General features: G+C 63.3%; 12 protein-coding genes. 7 read left to right on the plus strand and 5 right to left on the minus strand.

What is annotated here, in order from left to right:
• Positions 1-276: 276 nt before the first annotated feature.
• Together rnd and AB4Y85_RS13680 are read right to left on the minus strand one after the other, a co-directional pair.
• Positions 277-1437, minus strand: a complete 1161-nt coding sequence (gene rnd, locus AB4Y85_RS13675) for a ribonuclease D (RefSeq protein ID WP_441985458.1) — start codon at positions 1435-1437, stop codon at positions 277-279.
• Positions 1438-1516: 79 nt separating this feature from the next.
• Positions 1517-1915: a hypothetical protein gene (locus AB4Y85_RS13680; protein WP_441985459.1), complete on the minus strand. Its 399-nt coding sequence runs from the start codon at positions 1913-1915 to the stop codon at positions 1517-1519.
• Positions 1916-2834: 919 nt separating this feature from the next.
• On the opposite strand from AB4Y85_RS13680, the gene aspS reads away from it, so the two are divergent.
• Both aspS and AB4Y85_RS13690 read left to right on the plus strand, forming a co-directional pair.
• Entirely contained in the window at positions 2835-4643 is a 1809-nt protein-coding gene (aspS, locus tag AB4Y85_RS13685; protein ID WP_441985496.1) for an aspartate--tRNA ligase, read from the plus strand.
• A complete protein-coding gene (locus AB4Y85_RS13690; protein WP_441985460.1) occupies positions 4640-5494 on the plus strand; it encodes a glycosyltransferase family 2 protein in 855 nt (284 codons plus the stop codon). Before aspS ends, AB4Y85_RS13690 begins: the two co-directional genes overlap by 4 nt.
• Positions 5495-5661: 167 nt before the next feature.
• On the opposite strand, the gene AB4Y85_RS13695 is transcribed toward AB4Y85_RS13690, so the two are convergent.
• Positions 5662-6282 (minus strand): CatB-related O-acetyltransferase, encoded by a 621-nt coding sequence (locus AB4Y85_RS13695; protein WP_441985461.1) that lies wholly within the window; start codon positions 6280-6282, stop codon positions 5662-5664.
• 99 nt (positions 6283-6381) lie between these two features.
• Here AB4Y85_RS13695 and AB4Y85_RS13700 point away from each other — a divergent pair, with 99 nt between their 5' ends.
• Positions 6382-8685, plus strand: a complete 2304-nt coding sequence (locus tag AB4Y85_RS13700) for an NADP-dependent malic enzyme (protein ID WP_441985462.1) — start codon at positions 6382-6384, stop codon at positions 8683-8685.
• A 339-nt stretch (positions 8686-9024) separates the two neighbouring features.
• On the opposite strand, the gene AB4Y85_RS13705 is transcribed toward AB4Y85_RS13700, so the two are convergent.
• Together AB4Y85_RS13705 and erpA are read right to left on the minus strand one after the other, a co-directional pair.
• Positions 9025-10908 (minus strand): hypothetical protein, encoded by a 1884-nt coding sequence (locus AB4Y85_RS13705; protein WP_441985463.1) that lies wholly within the window; start codon positions 10906-10908, stop codon positions 9025-9027.
• A 68-nt stretch (positions 10909-10976) separates the two neighbouring features.
• A complete protein-coding gene (erpA, locus tag AB4Y85_RS13710) occupies positions 10977-11303 on the minus strand; it encodes an iron-sulfur cluster insertion protein ErpA (RefSeq protein WP_441985464.1) in 327 nt (108 codons plus the stop codon).
• 89 nt (positions 11304-11392) lie between these two features.
• Here erpA and AB4Y85_RS13715 point away from each other — a divergent pair, with 89 nt between their 5' ends.
• From AB4Y85_RS13715 to nagZ, 4 genes are all read left to right on the plus strand, one after another.
• Entirely contained in the window at positions 11393-12607 is a 1215-nt protein-coding gene (locus AB4Y85_RS13715; RefSeq protein ID WP_441985465.1) for a deoxyguanosinetriphosphate triphosphohydrolase, read from the plus strand.
• 48 nt (positions 12608-12655) lie between these two features.
• A complete protein-coding gene (gene argS / locus AB4Y85_RS13720; protein WP_441985466.1) occupies positions 12656-14416 on the plus strand; it encodes an arginine--tRNA ligase in 1761 nt (586 codons plus the stop codon).
• 108 nt (positions 14417-14524) lie between these two features.
• A complete protein-coding gene (locus AB4Y85_RS13725) occupies positions 14525-15979 on the plus strand; it encodes an SPOR domain-containing protein (protein WP_441985467.1) in 1455 nt (484 codons plus the stop codon).
• 91 nt (positions 15980-16070) lie between these two features.
• Entirely contained in the window at positions 16071-17090 is a 1020-nt protein-coding gene (nagZ, locus tag AB4Y85_RS13730; RefSeq protein ID WP_441985468.1) for a beta-N-acetylhexosaminidase, read from the plus strand.
• Positions 17091-17123 lie beyond the last annotated feature (33 nt).

Consider the following 17123-nt stretch of genomic DNA (forward strand, 5'->3'; position numbering starts at 1 on the left):
TCACGTCATCACCGGCCTTGTGCCGGTGATCCCGATCACGTTGAGCGATGCGCTTTTCCCATCGGGATGGCCGGGACAAGCCCGGCCATGACACGTAGGGCTGTCGCGCTCACTGGATGAAGCGCGTGCCCCGACTCTCCGACCCCCACCCTTTATCCCTCCCCGTAAGGGGGAGGGAAGCACGCGCCGCATCCTTTAAGGGCCAGACTCTTATGACGAGGGCTATGGAGTGAGGGACAAGCCCGGCCATGACGTGAGAGGCAGCTGCGCCAATTCCTAAGCCGACGCGATTTCCCGCAGCCTCACCCGTCCACGCTCTAGAACCAGCCCGAGCTGGCCGTTCTTGAGGGCGAGCGCCTTCTCACCGAACAGCGCGCGGCGCCAGCCGTGGAGGGACGGCACATCGGCGGCATCGTTCTCGGCGATGGCCTCCAGCTCCTCGACGGTCGCGACGATCTTCGGCGCGACGCCTTCCTGCTCGGCGACCGCCTTGAGCAGGACCTTCAGCAGATCCACGACGGCGCCGGTATTGCCGCGACCCCGGCTGCGCTCAGGAACGGGGACAGTGGAGGGATCGCGGGAAAGGCCGCGCTCGATGGCTTCCAGGATCTCGCCGCCGGTACGGGAGCGCTCGAAGCCGTTGGGGATCGACCGCAGGCGGCCCAGGGCCTCGACGCTGCGCGGAGCGGAGGTGGCCACGTCGATCATCGCGTCGTCCTTGAGAATGCGTCCGCGCGGCACGTCCCGGTTCTGAGCCTCGCGCTCGCGCCAGGCGGCGACCTCCATGAGGACGGCGATCTCCTTCGGCTTGCGCAGGCGGCCGGCAAGGCGACGCCAGGCATTGTCGGGATCGGCCTGATAGGTCTCGGGCGAGGTGAGGATCGACATCTCCTCCGCCAGCCAGTCGAGGCGGCCGTTCTTCTGGAGCTGCGCCATCAGGGCCTCGTAGACCTGCACGAGGTGGGTCACGTCCGAGATCGCGTAGGTGAGCTGCGCATCGCTCAGCGGACGGCGGGACCAGTCGGTGAAGCGGGAGGATTTGTCGATCTTGGCCTTGGCGAGATCGTTCACCAGCTGCTCGTAGGAGACCGAATCGCCATAGCCGCAGACCATGGCGGCGACCTGACTATCGAAGAGCGGGGCGGGAACGATGCCGCCCAGGTTCCAGATGATTTCCAGGTCCTGGCGGGCCGAGTGGAAGACCTTCACCACTTTCGGATCGGCCATGAGCGCCATGAAGGGCTCAAGGCTCATTCCCTCGGCCAGCGGGTCGATGAGATAGGAATCGACCGGATCCGGCCCTGCCATCTGGATCAGGCAGAGCTTGGGGTAATAGGTCGTCTCTCGCAGGAACTCCGTATCGACGGTGACGAACGGATGGGCGGCGAGGCGGGCGCAGGCAGCGGCCAGGGCGTCTGTGGAGGTGATCAAGTCCATAAGGTCTTTTAGCTTAAGCTTTTGGTCTGTGCGACCCCTCCCGGTGCATGGCACGGACCCATAGGCACGGTTTTCCGCATCAAATGGTGCGTCCGAGCCTTTTGAGCGCTTTTCTGCGCTCCTTCGCCTGCCGCTCGGCCCGCTTCATGAGCCAGTCAAGGATATTGCGGTCGACCTCGATCCCGGTCTCTGCATCCTCCAGGCGCTCGATCCGGTCCACCCGAAAGCCACGATACCCGTCATCGGCCATATCGATGCCGCCCAGAAGCATCTTGCCGGGGCCGACCTTCAGCTCACGCGCGATCACCCAGCGCCGGGTCGGATTTCCGGCCTGGTCCACGTAGTCGATCTCGAGGGCGCCATCGAAGGGATAGACATGCCAATTCCCCTCGATCCGCTCCTCATTCGGAGCGTTCCGGCCGGGATTCAGCAGGGCGGATGCAGGGTTCTGGATCATAAGGAAGATATGGGTATTCATGGTTTGTTCCGCAAGGGAAAAGGCGTTGGAAAATAAGGGGTTGAGGGTGAAAAAGGGGATGATCGAGAGGGGGGTGTCATCCCGGACGGAGCGGAGCGGAGATCCGGGATCGCGTGCAGGAGGTGTCAATATCCTCTGTCATTCCGGGGCGAGCGATAGCGAGAGCCCGACCCGAAGGGCCGCGCCGCAGGCGTCGAAACCCATAAACACCGAAGGTGCTGAATAAGGCTGTCCGGCTCGGAGTGCTTTCTTTCAATCGTCGCGGTTATGGGTTCCGGGCTCCGCTGCGCGGCCCCGGAATGACAACGGTAATACTCAAGTGTCATGTTCTGCATTTGTTCTTGACAAAAGCCTTCCCCTATGGCTAAGGTTCCCCGGTCCAGCTTCGCGAGGGACGCGCCCGAGGCGTCGGTTGCGGAGGCTGGATACGGTTCTGACGGAAAGGGGCGTCGCATCCCCGGACGGTCAGGGTTTCGAGCGGGGAGGAAGAGGCGCTGAGCTTGTTCGGGCAGGCTGCGTCGACGCTCCCCCAGCCTCGCCGGTGCTGGAGCTGGATCTCCAGGGCCGCGCTTGAACAAGCGCCGTGAAGCGTCTCTGAGGGTTCGTCCCTGATGGCGCCGGAGCGTCGAGGCCGGGATCGAAAAGCCGTGCGCGGGAGGCGGTTGCAGCTTCCCCTCCGGGCGGATCTCCCGTCCCGACCCATCTTCGCGCTCCCGCCAAGGATCGCGAGGCTTCAAACCGCGTCCCGCGCGTCCCTCTCCACGACGGACCAAGCCAGGACTAGCCGGAAGCCACTCGCCCGAATAGGCGGGAACGCCGGAACATGCCCCTCATTTCGCCCTTCGTCCTTGACTTCCCCGGCCTCCCATGGATGTTGCGCGTAACTTCGAACCAGCAGGCTTTTTCCATGTCCGCCTCCATGCACCGTTACCGTTCCCATACCTGCGGCGCGCTCCGCGAATCCGATGTCGGGCAGGTCACCCGCCTCTCCGGGTGGTGCCACCGCATCCGTGACCATGGCGGCGTACTGTTCATCGACCTGCGTGACCATTACGGCATGACGCAATGCGTGATCGACCCGGATTCCCCGGCCTTTAAGCTCGCCGAGACGGCCCGGTCCGAGTGGGTGATCCGCGTGGACGGCAAGGTGCGCAAGCGCCCGGCGGGCACCGAGAACGCCGAGCTTCCCACCGGCATGGTCGAGGTCTACATCACGGATATCGAAGTGCTCGGCCCGGCGGATGAGCTGCCGATGCCTGTCTTCGGCGACCAGGACTACCCGGAAGAGACGCGCCTCAAGTACCGCTATCTCGACCTGCGCCGCGAGAAGCTGCACAACAACATCATGAAGCGCGGCGCCATCGTCGACTCGCTTCGCACCCGCATGAAGACCAGCGGCTTCTTCGAGTTCACGACACCGATCCTGACGGCCTCCTCGCCCGAAGGCGCTCGCGACTTCCTCGTGCCCTCGCGCATTCATCCCGGCCAGTTCTACGCGCTGCCGCAGGCCCCGCAGCAGTTCAAGCAGCTGATCATGATGTCCGGCTTCGACCGGTACTTCCAGATCGCGCCCTGCTTCCGCGACGAGGACCCGCGCGCCGACCGTCTGCCCGGTGAGTTCTATCAGCTCGACGTGGAGATGAGCTTCGTCACGCAGGAAGACATCTTCCAGACCATGGAGCCGGTGATCCGCGACACCTTCAAGGAATTCGCGGACGGCAAGCCGGTGACGGACGTGTTCCCGCGCATCCCGTATTTCGAGTCCATGCTGAAATACGGCTCCGACAAGCCGGACCTGCGCAACCCGCTCATCATCGCCGATGTGTCGGAGGTGTTCGAGCGCGAGGACGTGACCTTCAACGCGTTCAAGAACGTGGTGAAGGGTGGCGGCGTCGTGCGCGCCATTCCGGCCACGGGCGCAGCCTCGCAGCCGCGCTCCTTCTTCGACAAGCTCAACGACTGGGCCCGCTCGGAAGGCGCGCCCGGCCTCGGCTATATCGTGTTCGAGGAAGAGGGCGGCCAGATCGTCGCCAAGGGCCCGATCGCCAAGTTCATTCCGGAAGCGGCTCAGGCCGTCATCCGTGAGAAGGCGGGCATCAAGGCAGGCGACGCGGTGTTCTTCTCCGCAGGCAATGAGGACAAGGCTGCCTCGCTCGCCGGCAAGGCGCGCGTGCGCATCGGCGACGAGCTGGGTCTCGGCAACAAGGACCAGTTCGCTTTCTGCTGGATCGTCGACTTCCCGCAATACGAGTGGAACGAGGAAGAGAAGAAGATCGACTTCTCTCACAACCCGTTCTCCATGGGCAACATGGACCACGACGAGTTCATGGCGCTTAATCCGTCGGACAAGGACAAGATCCTCAAGATGACGGCATTCCAGTACGACATGGTCTGCAACGGCTACGAGATGGCCTCCGGCTCGATCCGTAACCACCGCCCTGACCGTATGGTGAAGGCGTTCGAGATCGCAGGCTACGGCGAGCAGGAAGTCATGGACCGTTTCGGCGGCATGTACCGCGCGTTCCAGTACGGCGCGCCTCCGCATGGCGGCATGGCGGCGGGCGTGGATCGCATCGTGATGCTGCTCTGCGGCGCGCAGAACCTGCGCGAAATCACGCTCTTCCCCATGAACCAGAAGGCGGAAGATCTGCTGCTCGGCGCACCCTCCGAGGCGACACCCAAGCAGCTGCGTGAGCTTCACATCCGGACGAATCTGCAGGAGAAATGACCCGCAGCGACGTCACCGCTATCGTCGTGACCTTCGACAGCGCCCATGCGCTGCCGGAGTGTCTCGGCGCGTTGCGGGCGGATGGCGTGCCCATGCTCGTGGTGGACAACGCCTCCACGGATGACACCATCGCGATAGCCGAAGGGCAGGGCGCGCGCGTCATCCGCAATCCCCGCAACGAAGGCTACGGCCGCGCCAATAACAGCGGCGCGCGGGCGGCGGACACGGAGTTCGTGCTCGTCGTCAATCCCGATTGCATTGTGGATTCTGGTGCAGTCGCTACGCTCATCGATGCGGCGCGGCGCTATCCCGATGCCGCGCTCTTCGCGCCGCAGATCATCGAGCCAAACGGACGCGTGTTCTTCCAGCCCCGCTCGCTGCTCTCGCCCTATCTCCACAATCCAACCGGCAAGCTCGTGCTGCCGGAAGGCGAGGCCTGCACGGCGTTTCTCTCGGGCGCGTGCTTTCTCGTTCGGCGCGATGTCTTCCTCAAACTCGGCGGCTTCGACGAGAACATCTTTCTGTTCTACGAAGACGACGATCTCTGCCGCCGCATCGCGGATGTCGGTTCAGCACTTATCTATGTGCCCCAGGCCGGCGTGCGTCACGGGCGTGGCCGGTCGAGCGAACCGAAGCGCGGACGGATCTACGCCTCCCGCTGGCACCAAGCCTGGTCGCGGGCTTATGTAAGCCTCAAATACGGCCTGCCGAACCCGGCGCCCGGCATGTTCGCGGTCAATGGGCTCAAGGCACTCGGGGCCTACCTCACGTTTCAACGCAAGCTCATCGAGCGCTACGGCGGTTCGGCAGCGGGCGCCTGGGCTGCGATGATGGGGCGTAAGGCGTTTTAAACACGCCCCTCTGTCATTCCGGGGCGAGCGAGAGCGAGAGCCCGGAACCCATAACCACGGCGTCTCCAAGAAGAGTGCTGCGGCATTCGCTCGCTTTATTCTGCATGTGCGGTGGTTATAGGTTCCGGGCTCGCCTGCGGCGCCCCGAAATGGCAGAAGTGGTCACCTTAACCACACTGCGTGTGCAGCACCTTCACCGCCGCCACCAACTCCCTGATCCGGTCGCTCTGCAGAAGCGGAATGAGCGTCGCGATCTTCTCACGCGGCAGATCCCACCAGCGTGCCTCTAACAGCGCCGCGATGGTCGCCTCGTCGAAACGATAGCGGATCACCTTGGCCGGGTTGCCGCCGACGATGGCATAGGGCGGCACGTCCTTCGTCACCAATGCATGTGCCGCTACGACGGCCCCGTGGCCGACAGTGATACCAGACATGATCATCGCGCCCGAGCCCAGCCACACGTCATGGCCGATGACCACGTCGCCCCTTGAGGTGTGGTAATCCTCGGTCGCGGGGGCATGGGGCCAGAGCTCCCGGAAGGCGGAGAAGGGGAAGGTCGTGCCCCAATCGGTCCGGTGGTTGCCACCGAGCAGGATCTCGACCTTGTCAGCGATGGAGCAATAGCGCCCAATGGTCAGCTTCCGGCCGGATTCGGGAAAACGCACCTTGGGACGGCCATAGGAGAACTCCCCGATGTCGTAGCCGTAGCGCCCGGCCATGCGGGCGAGGTGCAGGCGGGTCTGGTTGTGCGGGTTGCGCCAATTCTTCAGACGATGGCCGAGTTTCATCTGGCAACGCCGTCCGGGTGAGAAGAACATTGACGACAAGGGGGCAGGGCGCGCACAAGAGCCTCCAGAACGTAACGGTTGGTGCAAGGAGCGTTGGGGATGGGAGACAACATCTCGCAGGATCTGAAATCGGGAGCGATGTTCTACCATCAGTACCCGCGCCCCGGAAAGCTAGAGATCCAGCCGACCAAGCCTCTCGGCAATCAGCGCGACCTGGCTCTGGCCTATTCTCCGGGCGTTGCGGCCCCCTGCGAGGCCATTGCCGCCGATCCCGCGCAGGCCGCCAATCTCACATCCCGCCAGAACCTCGTGGCCGTGATCTCCAACGGCACGGCGGTCCTCGGCCTCGGCGATATCGGCCCGCTCGCCTCCAAGCCCGTGATGGAAGGCAAGGCTGTCCTGTTCAAGAAGTTCTCCGGCATCGACGTGTTCGACATCGAGGTCGCGGAAAAGAATGTGGACAAGCTCGTCGAGGTGATCGCTGCGTTGGAGCCCACCTTCGGCGGCATCAACCTCGAAGACATCAAGGCCCCCGAATGCTTCGAGGTGGAGGAGCAGCTGAAGGCCCGCATGGGCATTCCGGTGTTCCATGACGACCAGCACGGCACCGCGATCATCGTGGGCGCCGCCGTCACGAACGCGCTGGAGCTTGCAGGCAAGCGCATCGAGGACGTGAAGATCGTCACCTCGGGCGCGGGCGCTGCGGCGCTCGCCTGCCTCAACTTGCTGGTGTCGCTCGGTGCCAGGCGCGAGAACATCTGGGTCACGGATATCGAAGGCGTGGTCCATGACGGCCGCAACGAGCTCATGGACCGCTGGAAATCGGTCTATGCGCAGAAGACCGATGCCCGCACGCTCAGTGATGTAATCCCGAACGCGGACGTGTTCCTCGGCCTGTCGGCCGGCGGCATCCTGAAGCCGGAACTGCTCGCCAAGATGGCGCCGCGTCCGCTGATCATGGCGCTCGCCAATCCTTACCCCGAAATCATGCCGGAAGAGGCCGAGGCCGCGCGTCCCGACGCGATGATCTGCACGGGCCGCTCCGACTATCCGAACCAGGTCAACAACGTCCTGTGCTTCCCCTACATCTTCCGTGGCGCCCTCGATGTGGGTGCTACGACCATCAACGAGGAGATGAAGGCCGCAGCCGTGAAGGCGATTGCGAGCCTTGCTCGCGAAGCCCCGTCCGAAGTGGTGGCGCGCGCCTATGGCGGCGAGGCGCATCCCTTCGGCAATAAGTCTCTCATTCCGAGCCCCTTCGATCCGCGCCTGATCCTGCGCATCGCGCCGGCTGTGGCGAAGGCCGCCATGGATTCCGGTGTCGCCACGCGGCCGCTGGAGGATCTCGAGGCCTATGCCGATTCTCTCGGCCGCTTCGTCTTCCGCTCCGGCTTCATCATGAAGCCGCTCTTCTCGCAGGCGAAAGGCAACCCGAAGCGGGTGATCTACGCCGAGGGCGAGGACGAGCGGGTGCTGCGCGCCGTGCAGGTGATCGTGGAGGAGGGGCTTGCGAAGCCCATCCTCATCGGCCGCCCGAATGTTGTGGAAGCGCGCATCAAGCGCTTCGGCCTCTCCATGGAGATCGGCCGTCACTTCGAGCTGGTAAACCCGGAAGACGATCCGCGCTATCGCGATTACGTAGCGACCTATGTGGAAGCCGCAGGCCGCAAGGGCATCACCCCGGATGCAGCGAAGACGCTGGTGCGCACCAATTCCACCGTCATCGGCGCGCTCGCCGTGCGGCGCGGCGATGCCGATGCGCTGATCTGCGGTCTCGAAGGGCGCTTCCAGTCCCGCCTCAAGCACATCAAGGACATCATCGGCCTTGCGCCCGGCGTGCATGAGATGGCAGCGTTGTCGCTCGTCATCACGTCGAAAGGCGCGTATTTCCTCGCCGATACCCATGTGCAGTTCGATCCGAATGCTGAGCAGATCGCCGATATGACGATTGCCTGCGCGAGCCATGTGCGCCGCTTCGGCATGGAACCGAAGATCGCCCTGCTGTCGCATGCGGATTTCGGCGCCGCCGATACACGTTCCGCTGTGAAGATGCGCACGGCACTCGCCTGCATCAACGAGCGCGCGCCGGATCTCGAAGTCGACGGTGAGATGCAGGCGGATGCCGCTCTCTCTCAGATGATCCGCGACCGGGTGAACCCCGGCTCGCGCCTCGAGGGTGAGGCGAACATTCTCATCATGCCGAACCTGGATGCGGCCAATATCGCTTTCCAGTTCACGAAGATCCTGGCGGATTCACTCCCCGTCGGCCCGATCCTCATCGGCCCGGCCAAGCCCGCGCATATCCTCACGCCATCGGTGACGGCGCGCGGCATCGTGAACCTGACCGCGATTGCCGTGGTGGAGGCACAGGCCTTGGAGCAGGATCAGCCGACATTGATCTGAGCGAGATCCATCAGACGCCATGGTTACTCCCTCCCCCTTGTGGGGGAGGGTTAGGGTGGGGTGGTTCGGCTGGGTGAGAGAAGAAACCAGTATGACTCCGCACGTCATCACCGGCCTTGTGCCGGTGATGACGTGCGGTGAAGTGCTGCGCTCTACCAATCGGGGTGACCGGGACAAGTCCGGCCATGACGGTTAGGGCTGTTCCTATTCACCGACAAAGCGAAGCGCTCTGACTTTGCGAACCCCGCCCTCGATCCCTCCCCGCAAGGGGGAGGGAAGACCGTGCTCTATTCTACATGCGATCCCGGATCGGCTCCGCCGTCCATGACGACCCTCTCTTTACTCCGCCTTCGCCGAAATATTCAGCTTCTCCAGCATATCCGCCGGCTCCGGTGCCAGCACTGCATCCATGAAGCCGAATCCGGTCGGATTCTTCGGCGTGGCATCGATTGTGAGCTTGCCGGGTTTCGCGATGAATTTCGAAATCGCTTCCGCCAGGATCGAAACCTGTTCGGAACTGCCGATCATGGAGGAGAGCACCAAAGGTGCGGCGCCCGCATAAAGCTTGCGCAGGGCTTCGGGCTTGGTCTTCTGGTCCTTCGCGGCCTGCGTGAGATAGCGGTCGAGCAGGCCCTTGTCCTCTATCACCACATGCGCCTGCTTGGCCTTCAGGTTGATCGCTGCGGCTGCCGCCGTCGCATCATCCGTACTGAAAAGATCCTTGCTGACATTGCCGATCAGCCCGGTCAGCATCAGGCCGCCAATCTCCTGTCCCTGCAGCGAGACTTCGCTCACCGCAATCTCGCTCGCGGCCTCGTTCCAATTGGCCGCGACGGTGAAGGAGGACGTCACGGATTTGTAGCCAAGCGCGAGAAGCTGCTGCACTAGCTCGTCGCTGCTCTCAGCTGGAAGGGCGAAGGTGGCGTTGCGCTGCTCGATCCTGAAATTCGTGGGAATGCCATTCAGGGGCTTGTCCCCTGTCAGCGCGAAGTCCTCGACGGTGAGCTTAGCCCGCTCCGGCTGCTTCCCTTCTTCGGATTTGCTCATGGCGTCCACATCGATGCCGGACAAGCGGAGCGTGCCGAGAGTGGGAATGAGCGTGCGCAGGGTTGCAGTATCGAGCTCTTCGATCTTCTTGCCTTGCAGGTTCTTCAAGCCATCGAGCGTGGGCGCGATGGAAAAACCCGTCAGGGCCATGGTGCCGATCTTGACGGTGCTCTTGCTCTCAACGACTTCGAAGCCTTCGATGCGCATGTCCGCAGGCTGCTGCCCCGATCCGCTCGCATAAGCCATGCGCTGGATGCGCCCGGTTGCAGGCGCGGTTCCTTTGCGGGCGGGATCCGGCACGAGGTTCTTCATCTCGATTCCGGTGGCCTCGACATGGCCGATCTGGAAGGCGTTGATCATATCCGCTACCAAGGTGAACAGCCGTGACGTTTCCTCGTCGGAGAGAGTGTCCTTGCCGCTCAACTCGGACAGGATGGATTCCGTACCCGTCCACGATTCGAGCGTCGGCCTTGCGAGGAAGTCGCGTCCGTTGAGGCGGGCGAACTTGAAGGCGAAGGTGCCCTTGGTATCGGTGACATCGATGTTATCGATAGCGAATGCCCCATAAATTCGGGTCATGGGCTCGGATGACGTTTTCGCCTTCGCTTCGTATAGGCCGGCCAATGCGCCCACATCGAGATCGTTGATCGATGACTTGCCCACGCTGGCCAGGATCGTTGCATCCTTGTTCGATATCTCGACAGCCGCCGTTTCGAACGTCGCCGACGCAACGCGTCCGGCAACGATGTCGGACAGAACCGTATTCCGATAGGTAGTCGTCTGCGTTTCGGCTGGGAGCGTCAGCTTGACCTTCGCTTCAGGAATCTCAATCCGCTTGGCATTGATCTTCGCAAGGCGGGCCGCCATCGGTTCGGTTGAGCCTGCGCCAAACAGCGCCTCGATCTCGGCCCGCGAAGACGTGACGCCCGATAGATCGATCCGCTTAAGCTCATAAGTAGCCGAGCCCCGGGTGAAGCTGACGTTCTCAAGCGAGAAGCTGTCGGCGCCTTGGGCGAGTGCGGCACTCCAGAGGGGAACCTTCACCGCTCCGATGCTCACGCGTCCCGATGCCGTCTCGAAGGAGAGGTTGCGGATGACGGCAGGCTCGACCTGCAGGGCGGCCATGCCGGCAGCGAGAGCAAGCGCACAGACACCGGCTCGGTGACGAAACTTCATGCGAATCCCCAGTCGAAAGCTCAATCGGAAGAGCGGTTGGGGAGACTATATTGAGCCGATACCCGGTTTCACAAGGAGAACGACGTGCCGCAGCCGCAGGAGGCAGTGGCGTGCGGGTTCTCGATTTTGAAGGACTGGCCGATCAGGTCGTCCACGAAATCGATGACCGAGCCGTCCATGTACTGGATCGATACCTCGTCCACGATCACCCTGGCCCCGTCCTTCTCGATGATGAGATCGTCGTCCTGATGGGTGCTGTCCACGTCGAAGGCATATTGGAAGCCTGAGCAGCCGCCTCCGTTGACGCTGATTCTCAGCATCGAACCCGCAGGCTCTGCGGTCATGATCTCGTTGATGCGGCGGGCGGCGCGTTCGGTCAGGGAAATTCCAGCCATGGGGTCTTCCAGGTCCTCATAAGGACATAAGTCTTGGACAAGCTCTTAAGACCAAAGTAAGTGCACCCTGACAAGGCTTCAACCCGAGGATGATCGTGCGGCCCTTTGGCGAGAGATGGCGTGCCCCCTATGCCTGCGATCCATGGGCCAGCCGTGGGCGGCTGTATCCTGAAGCCGTTTCGCCGACCCGCAGCGAGTTCCAGCGCGACCGGGACCGGATCATCCATTCCTCGGCCTTCCGCCGCCTCAAGCACAAGACCCAGGTCTTCGTCTATCACGAGGGCGATCATTTCCGCACCCGCCTGACCCACACCATCGAGGTGAGCCAGATCGCCCGCGCTCTCGCCCGCTCGCTGGGCCTCGACGAGGACCTGGCTGAGGCTCTGGCGCTCTCCCACGACCTTGGCCATACACCCTTCGGCCATACGGGCGAGGATACGCTGGAGGAGTGCATGGCGGCCTTCGGCGGGTTCGACCACAACGCCCAGGCCCTGCGAGTCGTGACCCGGCTGGAACGGCGGTACGCGGATTACGACGGCCTCAACCTTGCCTGGGAGACTCTGGAAGGCCTGGTCAAGCACAACGGCCCGCTCCTCGACGCCAACGGCCAGCCTACCATGCGCTATACCGCGCGCGGCGTGCCGCTCGCCATCATGGAATACAACGCCCTGCAGGATCTGGAACTCGCGACCTATGCCGGCGGCGAGGCTCAGGCGGCGGCCATTGCCGACGATATTGCCTATGATGCCCACGACATCGACGACGGCCTGAGGGCAGGGCTCTTCAAGATCGAAGACCTGCGCGAGGTGCCGTTCCTCGCCGGGCTTCTGGACGAGATCGACGGGCGCTGGCCGGGGCTCGACCTGTCCCGCCGCATCCACGAACTGACCAGGCGGCTGATCACCCGCTTCGTGGAGGACGTGGTGGCCGAGGGCGACCGCAGGATCGCGGCTTTGGGCCCGAAGAGCGCCGAGGATATCCGCAAGGCTTCCGAGACGGTGATCTGCTTCTCGGAGGCGATGCGCGAGGCCGATGCCTCCATCAAGCGCTTCCTCTATGCCCACATGTACCGCCACCCCGAGGTGATGCGGGTGCGTGCCCAGGCAGACAACGTGCTGCGGGACCTGTTCAGCCGCTTCAAGGCCGAGCCGGAGCTGATGCCGGAGGAATGGCAGGTGGATCTACCGAGGGACGACGAGTCCCGCCTCGCCCGCCGCGTGGCGGATTACATCGCGGGGATGACGGATCGTTATGCCATCCTCGAACACCGACGTTTGTTTGACGTAACGCCGGACCTGCGTTAGGCGGCACAACAGAATTCAGGGCCGTGGGTCCTTCAGAGACAGAGTACCATGAACATTTTCGGATTGTTTGAGAAGCGGGTTGCCGATGCGCTGGGCCGTCTGGCCGGTGAGGGGAAGATTTCCTCGGGGTTGGATGTCAGCCGCGTCGTGGTCGAGCCGCCGCGCGATCCGTCTCACGGCGATCTGGCGACCAATGCGGCCATGGTGCTCTCCAAGGAAGCGCGGATGAACCCGCGCGCCCTGGCCGAGCTTCTCGTTGCCGATCTTCAGGATGACCCGCGCGTCACCAAGGTGGAGATCGCCGGTCCCGGCTTCATCAATATCCGCCTGAATCCGCAGGTGCTGCACGAGGTTTTGCGCGCCGCCGTCGTCGATGCCAATGCCTTCGGTCGCAGCGGGCAGGGCGCGGGCCGGGCCGTCAACGTGGAATACGTGTCCGCCAATCCCACGGGCCCCATGCATGTGGGCCATTGCCGTGGCGCGGTGTTCGGCGATGCGCTGGCAGGCCTCCTCGATTTCGCGGGCTATAAGGTGAGCCGCGAGTATTACATCAACGATGCCGGTGCGCAGGTCGATGTGCTCGCCCGCTCGGCCTACCTCCGCTACAAGGAGGCACTTGGCCAGGACATCGGCGCGATCCCGGAAGGTCTTTATCCCGGCGATTACCTGAAGCCGGTGGGCGAAATGCTCGCCAAGGAGCACGGCGAGAGCCTTCTGACCAAGCCGGAGGGCGAGTGGCTGCCGCTCGTGCGCGAGGCTTCCATCAATGCCATGATGGACATGATCCGCGCCGATCTCGCGGTGCTCAACATCCATCATGACGTATTCTTCTCCGAGCGCTCACTGCAACTCGGTGCGGAAGATCATGTGAAGAAGATGATCGAGGATCTGCGCAGCCGCGACCTGATTTATATGGGCCGCCTTCCGCCCCCCAAAGGGCAGAAGGACGAGGATTGGGAGGATCGCGAGCAGCTGCTGTTCCGCGCCACCGCCTTCGGCGACGAGGTGGATCGTCCACTGCTGAAGTCCGACGGCTCCTACACTTATTTTGCCTCCGATATCGCCTATCACCGCTCCAAGTACGAGCGCGGCTTTGCCTCCATGATCGACGTGTGGGGCGCGGACCATGGCGGCTACGTGAAGCGCATGCAGGCGGCTACGAAAGCCGTGACGGATGGCAAGGGCGACCTCGACGTGAAGCTCTGCCAGCTGGTCAAGCTTCTGCGCGGCGGCGAGCCGGTGAAGATGTCCAAGCGCTCCGGCGACTTCGTGACCCTGCGCGACGTGGTGGATGAGGTAGGCCGCGATGCCACCCGTTTCATGATGATCTTCCGCAAGAACGACGCGACCCTGGATTTCGACCTCGCCAAGGTGGTCGAGCAGTCCAAGGATAACCCGGTCTTCTACGTGCAATACGCCCATGCCCGCTGCGCCTCTGTGTTCCGGCAGGCGTCGGAAGCGTTCCCGGGCGAGGATTTCTCAGGACAAGCGCTCGAAAAGGCCGACCTCTCGATTCTGTCGGACGAGTCGGAGATGGAACTGATCCACCGGATCGCCCAGTTCCCGCGCATGGTGGAGGCTGCGGCCGAGGCTCATGAGCCTCACAGGGTGGCATTCTACCTCTACGATCTGGCCAGCGCGTTCCATTCTCTATGGAATAAGGGCAAAGACTTGCCGCAATTACGCTTTGTTAATCAAACTGATAAAGATTCAACAAGAGCGAGGCTGGCTCTGGTGCATGCCCTGAAGGGGGTGCTCGCATCCGGTCTCACCATCCTGGGCGTCACGGCACCCGATGAAATGCGTTAACGTTTTCCTATGCGGATCAGCCGCTTAAGGACCGTTTGCACCGGATGTTGTCACGTCGTGCCGGCGGAGCGATTGCGAGCTCCTGTCGCGTAACTGGAGAACCGGCGCATGAACGAATCAGTGAAGCCCCGTTTCGCTGTCGATATGAACGACATCGAGCGGCAGCTCGCCCAGGCGGGTGCCTCCCAGGCCCAGCCCTTCGCCGCTACGCGGAGCGATCCCCTGGCCGAATTGGCCAGAATCGTAGGGCAGGACGACCCATTTCAGGCCATTCTGGCTACTGACGGTGCAGCCACGCCGCGTCAGCAGACCTCGCCTATCGACGATCTTTTTGCGACCCGCGACACTATGACACCCGGAGCGCGTCCGGCGCAGGCTCCAGCCCGTCAGCCCGCGTTCGAGGTGTCCGATTTCGAGCTCGATCAATACGCTCAGCCCCAGGCGCCCACCAGCGCCCAGGTTCATGCCTATCAGCAGCCGGCTCAGGCTGCCCAGGCAGGTTCGTACGACAATCAGGCCTATGCCGACGATTACTACGACGACAATGGTCAGGGCTATGATGACCAGGGCTATGGCCAGCCGGAGCGCCTGAATTATCCGCCTGTAGAAAAGCCTCGGTCCCGCAAGGGCCTCCTTGCCATGGGCGCGGTCGTCGGTGCCATCGTGATCGGCGGCGGCGGAGCCTATCTGTTCAGCGGCACCTCGGTCGGCGCAGGTGGTGAACCGCCCCTCGTTGTAGCGAATACCGAGCCGGTGAAGGTAGAGCCGCAAAATCCGGGCGGGGTCGAAATCCCGAACCAGAACAAGCAGATCTACGAGCGCGCTCAGCAATCCGAGACCAAGATCGTGAACCGCGAGGAGCAGCCGGTCGATGTTGGCCAGGCCGTTCGCAACAATGGCGGCAGCGCCGTGGCCGATGCTACCGGCGCGACCGCTCACGGCGCGCATCGTCAGAACGGCAACAGCTTGAACCTCGGCGAGCCCCGCAAGGTCCGCACGGTGACGATCCGTCCCGACGGCACTGTCGCAGGAGCCGCACCCGAGGCCCATGCTGCGCCCGCGCGCTCCAATGGCCCAGCGCCGGTCCCGACCCTGACCCTGCCGGAGGCTGCCCAGGCGACCCCGCCGCAGATGGCTTCCGCTCAGCCCAGGCCCGCATCCTCTACACCTGCGGCGGCGCCGAAGCCCATTCCTGTCGCGGCCACGCCAACGGCAGCGCCCGCCACGCCAGCTGCCACGCCCGCGCCGCAGCGGGTCGCTTCGGCTCAGCCGGTGGCTGTCGCTCCGGCGCAGGCTATGCCTGAGGCCACCACGACCGTGACCGGCGGCTTCTCTGTCCAGCTGGGCCTTGCCAATTCCGAGGGGGCGGCTGAGACGGCTTATTCCTCGTACCAGCGCAAGTACTCGGATCTCGAAAGCATGCCCTCTCTGATCCGCAAGGCCGAGGTGAACGGAAAAGAGATCTACCGCGTGCGCGTCGGACCGATGTCGCGGGAGGAAGCCTCTTCCCTCTGCTCCAAGCTTCAGGGGCAGGGCGGCCAGTGCTTCGTTGCCAAGAACTGAGCTGAAAGAATTAAGTCTGGCCTGAAATATCGGGCCAGCTTGACTGAGAAGACTTCTTGACCCTTGTAACTAAGGGACGTAAGGCGCGGGCATGAAAACCCGCGCCTTTATTGCTGGCTGTTCCGGCCTCGAGCTGACCCCCGACGAAGTTGCCTTCTTCAAAGAGGCGGCTCCCTGGGGATTCATTCTGTTTCGCCGCAATATTGGCACGCCCGATCAGGTGAAGGCGCTCTGCGCCTCCCTTAGGGAAGCGGTCGGGCGCGAGGATGCGCCGATCCTTATCGATCAGGAAGGCGGGCGGGTGCAGCGCATGGGGCCTCCCCATTGGCCGAAGTACCCGGCCGGAGCCGCCTATGGCCGCATCAATGCTAACGATCCTCTGGTCCAAAGGGAACTGGCGCGGCTAGGCGCCCGCCTGATCGCTCATGATCTGCGTTCCGTCGGCATCAATGTGGATTGCCTGCCGGTTCTCGATGTGCCGTCGCCGGGGGCCCATGATGTGATCGGCGACCGCGCCTACGGCAAGACGCCGGACAAGGTCGCTGTATTGGGCCGTGCCGCCGCCGAGGGATTGATCGCGGGCGGCGTCCTGCCCGTGGTGAAGCATATCCCGGGCCATGGCCGCGCAGGTGCAGACAGCCACCTGTCGCTGCCTGTGGTCGATGCCACTCGCGAAGAACTGGAGAGGCACGATTTCGCACCCTTCCGCATGCTCACCGACATGCCCCTCGCGATGACAGCCCACGTGGTTTACACGGCGCTCGACCCCGAGCGGTCCGCCACCACCTCGCCGGTGATCATGAAGGAGATCATCCGCGGACATATCGGCTATGACGGTCTCGTCATGACGGATGACCTTTCCATGAAGGCCTTGTCGGGCACTTTCCGGGAGAAGACCGAGGCTGCCTTTGCGGCAGGCGTGGATATGGCGCTCCATTGCAATGGCGATATGGAGGAAATGAACGAGGTGGCCGAGGGCACCCCGGTTCTCGAGGGTGAGGCGCTTCGCCGGGCCGATGCTGCTCTAGCGCGCATCAGGCACGAGCCGGAGCCGCTCGATCCTGTGGATGCCCGTGCAAGACTCGACGCCGCCCTTGCGATGATCGCCTGAGGGCTCCAAGGTTACGCCCAACGCGTTGAGTAT

Source organism: Microvirga sp. 2YAF29 (genome assembly GCF_052114605.1).
Lineage (GTDB): Bacteria > Pseudomonadota > Alphaproteobacteria > Rhizobiales > Beijerinckiaceae > Microvirga.